This is a genomic window from Calidithermus terrae, assembly GCF_003574345.1.
In the GTDB taxonomy this organism is placed as follows: domain Bacteria; phylum Deinococcota; class Deinococci; order Deinococcales; family Thermaceae; genus Calidithermus; species Calidithermus chliarophilus.
The window spans coordinates 1-7,351 of sequence record NZ_QXDL01000200.1; the positions used below are offsets into that span (position 1 = coordinate 1).

General features: G+C 74.0%; 7 protein-coding genes. 2 read left to right on the forward strand and 5 right to left on the reverse strand.

The genetic code is table 11. The features are described from left to right. Positions 1 to 236 precede the first annotated feature (236 nt). Together Mterra_RS17145 and Mterra_RS17150 are read left to right on the forward strand one after the other, a co-directional pair. Entirely contained in the window at positions 237 to 1,040 is an 804-nt protein-coding gene (locus Mterra_RS17145; RefSeq protein ID WP_119316262.1) for a DNA-formamidopyrimidine glycosylase, read from the forward strand. Between the two features lie 17 nt (positions 1,041 to 1,057). Further along, positions 1,058 to 1,534, forward strand: coding sequence for a nucleoside deaminase (locus tag Mterra_RS17150; protein WP_119316263.1), 477 nt, complete (start codon positions 1,058 to 1,060; stop codon positions 1,532 to 1,534). Positions 1,535 to 1,626: 92 nt separating this feature from the next. Here the strand turns inward: Mterra_RS17150 and Mterra_RS17155 are convergent, their stop codons facing one another. The 5 genes from Mterra_RS17155 to Mterra_RS17175 all read right to left on the reverse strand — a co-directional run. Next, positions 1,627 to 2,745 (reverse strand): sensor histidine kinase, encoded by a 1,119-nt coding sequence (locus tag Mterra_RS17155; RefSeq protein ID WP_119316264.1) that lies wholly within the window; start codon positions 2,743 to 2,745, stop codon positions 1,627 to 1,629. Beyond that, positions 2,742 to 3,419, reverse strand: coding sequence for a response regulator transcription factor (locus Mterra_RS17160; RefSeq protein ID WP_119316265.1), 678 nt, complete (start codon positions 3,417 to 3,419; stop codon positions 2,742 to 2,744). The genes Mterra_RS17155 and Mterra_RS17160 overlap by 4 nt, the downstream gene beginning before the upstream one ends. A gap of 70 nt (positions 3,420 to 3,489) precedes the next feature. Further along, on the reverse strand, positions 3,490 to 3,963 hold the full coding sequence (locus tag Mterra_RS17165; RefSeq protein ID WP_119316267.1) for a hypothetical protein: 474 nt from the start codon (positions 3,961 to 3,963) through the stop codon (positions 3,490 to 3,492). A gap of 119 nt (positions 3,964 to 4,082) precedes the next feature. Next, a complete protein-coding gene (locus tag Mterra_RS17170; RefSeq protein WP_147372904.1) occupies positions 4,083 to 6,179 on the reverse strand; it encodes a hypothetical protein in 2,097 nt (698 codons plus the stop codon). A gap of 51 nt (positions 6,180 to 6,230) precedes the next feature. Continuing rightward, positions 6,231 to 7,351 (reverse strand): DNA glycosylase AlkZ-like family protein (locus Mterra_RS17175; protein WP_147372905.1); only part of this gene is annotated, 1,121 nt, incomplete at its 5' end.

Genomic DNA, 7,351 nt, shown 5'->3' on the forward strand with positions numbered 1-7,351 from the left:
CCTCCCCGCCCGCGGGGAGGGTTTATCCCCCCTAACCCCCCTTGCTAAGGGGGGAACCAGGCGTCTTGCGTCTTGCGTTTGGCGTTTTGCGTACGACGTACGGCGTAGGACGTACGACGTACGACCCGCGTTAGGCGTTCGGCTATCGGCTATCGGCGTTCAGCTCACCGCCACCATAGCGCGACAGCTCACGGTCTCCCCCGCGCCTTTTCCGCATGCTGGAGCCTGCAACCGCTATGCCTGAACTGCCCGAAGTCGAGACCACCCGCCGCATCCTGGAGCCCTACCTGCTGGGGCGCACGCTCGTGCGCCTCGAGCACGCCGACCCCGCGCGCTACCGGCGCACCGAGCTGGCCGAGGGGCGCTCGGTGCTGGGCACCCGCAGGCGGGGGAAGTACATCCTGATCGAGCTCGAGGGGGGGCTCGAGGCGGTCGTGCACCTGGGCATGACCGGGGGGTTCCGCTTCGCGCCCCACCCCCACACCCGCCTCACCGTGCACCTGGGCGACGCGGTGATCTACTACGTGGACCCGCGCCGCTTCGGCAAGTGGTGGGTGGTGGAGGCCGGGGACTACGGCGGCATCGAGCTCCTGCGGCGCATGGGCCCCGAGCCGCTCTCCGAGGAATTCGAGCTGGAGGCTTTCCGCCAGGCTCTGGCCCGCACGCCGCGCCGCGTCAAGGAGGTGCTGCTGGGGCAGGAGGCGGTGGCCGGGGTGGGCAACATCTACGCCGACGAGTCGCTGTGGATGAGCCGCATCCACCCCGAGCGCCCGGCCCGCAGCCTGCGGCCCGAGGAGGTCGAGCGGCTGTACCAGGCCATCCGCGGGGTGATGGGCCGGGCGGTGAGCGCCGGCGGCTCGACCCTCTCCGACGCCAGCTACCGGCAGCCCGACGGCAAGCCCGGCTACTTCCAGCTCGAGCACAACGCCTACGACCGCGCGGGCCTGCCCTGCAACACCCCCGGCTGCACGGGCCGCATCGCCAAGACCGTGGTGGGGGGCCGGGGCACGCACTTCTGCCCCGAGTGCCAGCGCCCCTGAGGCGCTATGCTGGCCTCATGACCGCCAAAGACCTGGAGTTCCTGCGGCAGGCCGTGGAGGTGGCCCGCCGGGCCCGCGCCAACGGCAACCACCCCTTCGGCGCCTTGCTCGTGGACGCCGAGGGCAAGGTGCTGCTCGAGGCCGAGAACACCGTGCAGACCGAGCGCGACTGCACGGGCCACGCCGAGCTCAACCTCATGCGCCTGGCCTCCCGCAGCTACGACCCCGGCTTCCTGGCGACCTGCACCCTCTACACCTCCACCGAGCCCTGCGCGATGTGCTCGGGGGCGATCTACTGGGGCAACGTGCGGCGGGTGGTGTACGCGCTGAGCGAGGCCCGGCTGCGCGAGCTCACCGGCGACGACCCCGCCAACCCCACCCTCGAGCTGCCCTGCCGCGAGGTCTTCGCCCGCGGGCAGCGCCCGGTGGAGGTGCTGGGGCCGGCGCTGGAGGACGAGGCGGTGCGGGTGCACGAGGGGTTCTGGCGGCAGTAGGCCTGGCGCGGGCTGTCGGTGGTCGATAGCCGGACGCTGAACGCCCATAGCCGGTAGCTGCCTGCCCTCCGGCAAACGCACGCTGGAGCCGCTTAACCCTTGCTCAGGGGAAGCCGGACCTCGAGCACCGCGCCGCCTCCCGGCGCGTTGCGGGCCGCGATCCGGCCGCCGTGGGCCTCGACGAGGGCCTTGGCGATGGCGAGCCCCAGCCCTGAGCCCCCGGACTCGCGGGTGCGGGCCTTGTCGGCGCGGTAGAAGCGCTCGAAGACGTGGGGCAGGTCCTCGGGGGGGATGCCGGGGCCGGTGTCGCGCACGCGCAGCAGGCCCCAGGGGCCCTCGAGGGCGGTCTCCAGGCGCACCTCGCCGCCTGCGGGCGTGTGGCGCAGGGCGTTGTCGAGCAGGTTGTAGAGCACCTGGAGCAGCCGCTCGCGGTCGGCGGGGAGGGAGAGCTCGCCCCCCGCGAACCCCAGCCGCACGCCCCGGGCTTCGGCCCGCGTCCCGAAGGCGGCCAGGGCCTCGCGGGCCAGGGCGGCGAGCTCGAGGGGGGCGCGGTTGAGGCTCAGGCCGCCCGCGTCGGCCAGGGTCAGCAGGCGCAGGTCCTGCACCAGGTGGGTCAGCAGGTCCACCTCCTCGATCAGGCGGCCCAGGGTGTGGGGGGTGGGCTCCATCAGCCCGGCCTGCAGGGCCTCGAGCTCGCCCCGCAGCACGGTGAGGGGCGTGCGCAGCTCGTGGGCGATGTCGGCCACCATGCGCTGCTTCTGGGCCTCCTCGGCCGTGAGCTGGTCCACGAGCTGGTTGAAGGCGGCGCTCAGCTCGGCGATCTCGTCGGCGCCCTGCACCCGCGCGCGGGCCTGGCGCTCGCCCCGCGCGTAGCGGCGGGTCACGTCGGTGAGGTGGCGGATGGGGCTCACCGAGCGCCAGGCCAGGTAGCCCCCGGCCAAAAGCCCCACCAGCACCGCGAAGACCGCCGCCTGCACCTGCGAGTCGCGCAGCCGCTCGAGCAGCAGCTCGCGGTCGCGCTGGGGCGGGGGCCCGGAGCGCCGCCCGGGTCCGGGGGTGCCGGACGGGGGCATGGCCTGTTCGCCGAACTGGTCGCGGAAGAAGCGCCGCACGTCGGTCTGCGCGGCTTGCAAGGCCAGGAAAGCCCCGAAACCGGCGGCGAACAGCGCCACCAGCGCGAAGGACAGGAGCAACCGGGCGGTGAGCCTCACCGGGGCTCCCCGGCCAGCCGGTAGCCCACCCCGCGCACGGTCTCGAGCAAACCGCCGCACTCGCCCAGCCGGGCCCGCAGGTTCTTGACGTGCGCGTCCACGGTGCGCTCGTCGGGGGCCTCCTCGCCGAAGAGGTCGAGCAGTTCCCCCCGGCTGAAGGCCTTGCCGGGGTGGGCCATGAAGGCCTGCAGCAGCCGGAACTGGGTGGCGGTGAGGGCGAGGGCCTGGCCGCGGCAGCGGGCCTGGAAGGCCTCGAGGTCGAGCTCGAGCTCGCCCACCCGGTAGCGCTGGGGGGCCCTGAGCTGGCCGTTGGCCCGCCGCAGCACCGCCTTGACCCGCGCCACCACCTCGCGGGCGCTGAAGGGCTTGGTCACGTAGTCGTCGGCGCCGAGCTCGAGGCCCAGCAGCCGGTCGATCTCCTCGACCCGCGCGGTGAGCACGATCACCGGGGTGGGGGCCTCGCGGCGGATGGCGCGCAGCACCTCGAGGCCGTCGGGCGGGGGGATCATCAGGTCGAGGAGCACCAGGTCGGGGCGGGCGGCCCGCCACAGCTCCAGCGCCCGCCGCCCGTCGGCGGCCCGCTCGGTGCGGAAGCCCTCGGCCCGCAGGAAGCGCTCGAGCACCTCCGCGATGCGGGCCTCGTCCTCCACGATGAGGATGAGTCCACCGGTCACTACGCCCATTCTAGGCCCCCTGGAAGCGGGGGCGACCCGCAGGCCGCCCCCGTTCCCTCGAGCTCGGCGGTCAGCGGCGCCCGCCGGGGCCGAAGCCGGGGCCCTTGCCGCCGGGACCCCCGCGCCCGCCGGGGCCGAAGCCGGCGGCGTCGATCTTCTGGGCCAGGAAGGCCTTGACGACGGCGGCGGTGGCCTTCTTGTAGGCGGCCGCCTGCTCGGCGGTGAGCACCCGGTTCTGCACGGCCTGGTCGATGCCCTGGTCGCGGGCCTGCACCAGCGCGGCCTCGAGCCGCGCCACGTCGGCGCCCAGGTCGCGGGCCACCTCGCTGAGGGTCTTCTGCCCGTTGCTCAGCAGCGCCAGCTCGTGCGGCGTCACGCCCAGGAACTGCGCCGCCGTCCACATCAGGTTGCCCCCGCGCAGGTCCATCATGCGGCTGGGGCCCTGCTGGGGCCGGTTGGACTGGGCGGGCTGCTGCGGGGTTTGGGCCAGCGAAAGACCCAGGCTGAGCAAAGCGACGCCGATCATCCACTTCTTCGCGTTCATGACGTTCTCCTTTCGCCCGGAAAAGCGCACTCCCCAGGGCTGCCTCGAGGCTAGCTTCGGGGGGTGAACCGTTCGGGGAAGGACCGTGAAGGTTCGAAGAACGGCGGCGGGAGGCTCGCTCACCTCAGCCGCGTCGAGCCCCACGCCGTGAAGCTGTCGAGCCGGGTGCCGCTGTCCTCCTCGGAGAAGACCAGGCCCACCATCTGGATCTTGAGGGGGGGCTGCTCGGGGAAGGCGTCGCTCCAGCGGAAGGCCTGGACGGGCTCCTCGAGCGGGCTCCCCGGCGCGCGCACCCAGGCGACGGCCCAGTCGCCGTCGAAGCTCACCCGCAGGTGGAAGGGGTTGCCGTGGCACAGGCGCGGGCCCAGGTTGACCCGGCGGATCACGTCGAGCGCCCCGCCCACCGGGGCCTGCCACTCGATCTCGGAGGCGTTGGACTGCGAGTCGTCGGTGAAGGCGCGGGCGATGAGGTAGTGCTCGGCGTCCTGCCAGAAGAAGAACCCGGCCCTCAGGCGCTTCTCGCGGTTGGCCTGGGTGTAGCCGGTGCAGTCGCCCTCGGCGTTGTAGCCGCCCTTCTGTCCCGGGGGGGTGAGGGTGGCCTCGAGGCTGGCGAAGCGGCGGTAGGCCTCGGGCCAGCGCAGGCCGTAGAGCAGGTAGTCGCTGCGCCCCCCCGGCGGCGCGGGCTGCACCTGGCCGTTGCCCAGCAGCGCGAGCGAGGCCTTGGGGTCGGGCGGCGAGCGCTTCTCCCAGGCCAGGCCCCCCACCGGGGTGCGGCGGGCCTCGAGGGGGCCGGCGGGCCCGTCGAAGCGGTCGGAGGCCACCACCACGTCGCCGCGCTCCTCGAAGAAGGGCTCGGGCAGGCGGAGCTCGTCGGGCAGGGCGACCTCGCGGGGGTGGGCCTCGAAGCGGCTGAGCACCGTGCCCCCGGCCACCCCCTCCCCGATCTCGAAGCCCACCCCGCCGGCCTCGGCGTCGGCGTTGTCGAACTCGGGGCTGGACTGGGGGTCGTCGCCGAGCACGAAGGCGAGCTGCCCGTCGAGGTAGAGCCGGATCTTGCCGCCCTTGTCGAAGGGGCCCACCCGGCTGCCGGTGTCGATGACCTGGAGGTGGTGGGTGGCGTTCTGGCGCAGCAGGAACTCGGCAGCCTGGGTCTGCTGCAGGGGCAGCGCCTCCCCACCCCTGACCCGCACCGCCTGGGCGATCTCGCTCGAGACCACGAAGGCGTAGTAGTCCCGCGGCGAGCGCGCCCGGAAGATCAGGGCCACCCCCTGCGGCCGCGCCCCGGTCCTGACCCGCAGGCCCAGCACCCCCGAGGGCGCGCCCGGCTCGAGCAGGGCCATCCCGCCCATGGCGTCGGCGCGGGTGCCCTGGGCGCCCCGCTTGAGGTTGCCCCGCACCTGCCAGCGGCCCCCCTTCTCGGCCTGGCCGAGTCCGGCGGTGCTGGCCCCGGTGAGGCGGTCGGCGGCGTGGGCGGTGCCGTACCAGCGCGACCAGGCGGCCACGTCGCGCACCTGGAAGTGCTCGAGGCGGTGCGCGTGGAGCGTGCTCGAGCTGTGGGCCCCGGGGTAGAACTCGCCGAAGCTCAGGGTCTGGTCGAGCCCGAGCACGCTGGCCGAGGGCGGCGCGGCGTAGTAGCCGCCCTTGAGCCCGTCCACCAGGTACACCGCCCCCTGCTCGCGCAGCAGCACGTACACGTCGAGGGGGGTCTGGAACTGCGGCAGCAGCGTGGGCCGCGTGCCCCCCCGGAAGCCCAGGTTGAAGGTGCCCGCCAGGCTGTCGAAGTTGTCGAGCGCCACCGCGTTGGCCCCCTTGAGGGGGTCGGCGGGGTGCGCCTCGGGGAAGGCCCCCACCGCCACGCCGTTGGGCTGCTGGATGTCGCCCGGCAGCAGCCGGAAGTGCACCACTCGCCCGTTCTGCCGCTCCATCTTGGGGTAGGCCAGCCCCACCTGCCCGAAGCGCGGCGCGCCCGCCTCGGGCATGCGCAGGGCGCAGTGGTCCACGGCCATCCTCGCCCGGCCCTTGTCGAGCGCGAGGCGGGGGGTGCCCTCGGGGCTCGAGCTACCCCCCACCTCGCCCGGCTTGAGGGGGGTGCCGAAGGAGTCCTGGGGGTAATTCGCCTTGGGGTAGGGCCTGCACCCCTGGGGCGCGGGGGGCGGGCCTTCGCCCAGGCCCAGCGCCAGCAATGCCACGAGAATCCATGAGAGGCGGCGCCACATACTTCACAAAGCGTAGTGCAAAGCGGGGCCGAACGCGACGGGGGTCAGGGGTCAGGGGATGGGCCGGGCGGGCTCGAGCTCGAGCCCCTGGGAACGGGCCAGCTCGGCCAGGGCCTGCCAGAGGCGGGCCGCCTGCTTGGCCCGGGGCCTGCGCTCCCACCACACCTGCCGCACCCGCAGCCGCCCCTGCGCGCGCTCGGTGCGGGCGTCCACGCGGGCCACGAGGTGCTCGCCCTCGAGCACCGGCAGCACGTAGGGGCCGTAGCGGCGCTTGGGCTCGGGCACGTAGATCTCCCACCTGTAGTCGAAGCCCCACAGGTCCTGCACGCGCTCGCGCCGCCACAGCAGGTTGTCGAGCGGGGAGAGCAGCGTGAGGCGGGGCGCGACCTCAGCCCCCTGCAGGGCCTCGAGCAGCGGCAGCAGCTCGGCCCACAGGTAGTAATGGCGCCGGACGCCCTCCAGGTGCAGCGGGAGCACGACCCCCTGGCGCAGCAGGGGCTCGAGGGCCGCCCTGCGCTCGGCCGCCGCCATCGGCAGCCAGCCCAGCCGGGGGTCGCCCGCGTCGAGGACGCCGTAGGCCCGCACGAACTTCAGCAGCTTGGCCTGGGGGTCGGCCGTGGCCGGGGGCAGCTCGGGGAACCACCTCGAGGCGAGGGCGAAGTGCCGCTCGTCGCCCTTGCGGTAGGCCACCACCAGCTCCCCCGCCTCCCACAGGTGCTCGATGGCCTGGGAGGTGGCCTTGGCGGTGAAGCCCCAGTAGCCCCGCACCTTCTTCCCGTTGTCCAGCGCCCGCGCGGGCAGCGGCCCCTCGGCCTCGAGCCGGGAGCGCACGTACTCGATCGCCGCGTAGATCTCGCCCGCGTAGCCCTCGCCCCGCCGGCCCTGGACGGTGTGCTCGAGCCTCCACCGCTGCCGCCGCAGCTCGAAGACGCCCCAGTCCTCGATGGGCAGCACGCAGCGGGCCTGCGCCCAGTACTCGAAGACCCGCCGCTTTGGGTAGAGCGCCTCGAGGTGCTCGGCGCGGTAGCCCCGCAGGCGGTTGCGCAGCACCAGGTGGTGGTTGGGCGCGACCACGTTCACCGGGTCGCGCTGCACCGCCTCGAGCCGCCGCAGCACCTCCAGCGCCCCTTCCGCCCCGCCGAGCTCCTCGCGCCACAGCCCGCCCTCCGCCC

Excerpts from the sequence above, each read along its gene's own strand:
- Mterra_RS17145 (WP_119316262.1), top strand. The coding sequence starts at position 237 with ATGCCTGAACTGCCCGAAGTCGAGACCACCCGCCGCATCCTGGAGCCC.
- Mterra_RS17165 (WP_119316267.1), bottom strand. The coding sequence starts at position 3,963 with ATGAACGCGAAGAAGTGGATGATCGGCGTCGCTTTGCTCAGCCTGGGT.
- Mterra_RS17150 (WP_119316263.1), top strand. The coding sequence starts at position 1,058 with ATGACCGCCAAAGACCTGGAGTTCCTGCGGCAGGCCGTGGAGGTGGCC.
- Mterra_RS17170 (WP_147372904.1), bottom strand. The coding sequence starts at position 6,179 with ATGTGGCGCCGCCTCTCATGGATTCTCGTGGCATTGCTGGCGCTGGGC.